1 rRNA gene is annotated in these 320 nt (G+C 52.5%); it reads right to left on the minus strand.

The features are described from left to right. A 23S ribosomal RNA gene (locus tag WA675_RS27300) occupies positions 1-277 on the minus strand; the annotation flags it as partial. Positions 278-320 lie beyond the last annotated feature (43 nt).

The following is a 320-nucleotide window of genomic DNA, read 5'->3' on the forward strand; positions in this document are numbered from 1 at the left end:
GGTTTAGCCTCATCCGCTTTCGCTCGCCACTACTCACGGAATCACTGTTGTTTTCTCTTCCTGTGGGTACTGAGATGTTTCACTTCCCCACGTTCCCTCCACACACCCTATATATTCAGATGCGGGTAACACGACATCACTCGTGCTGGGTTTCCCCATTCGGAAATCCTCGGATCTCAGCTCGGTTGACAGCTCCCCGAGGCTTATCGCAGCCTCCTACGTCCTTCATCGGCTCCTGGTGCCAAGGCATCCACCGTACGCTCTTAAACACTTACTAACAAAGATGCTCGCGTCCACTGTGCAGTTCTCAAACAACACAC

This window comes from Nocardia sp. SSK8 (genome assembly GCF_037034205.1).
GTDB lineage: Bacteria > Actinomycetota > Actinomycetes > Mycobacteriales > Mycobacteriaceae > Nocardia.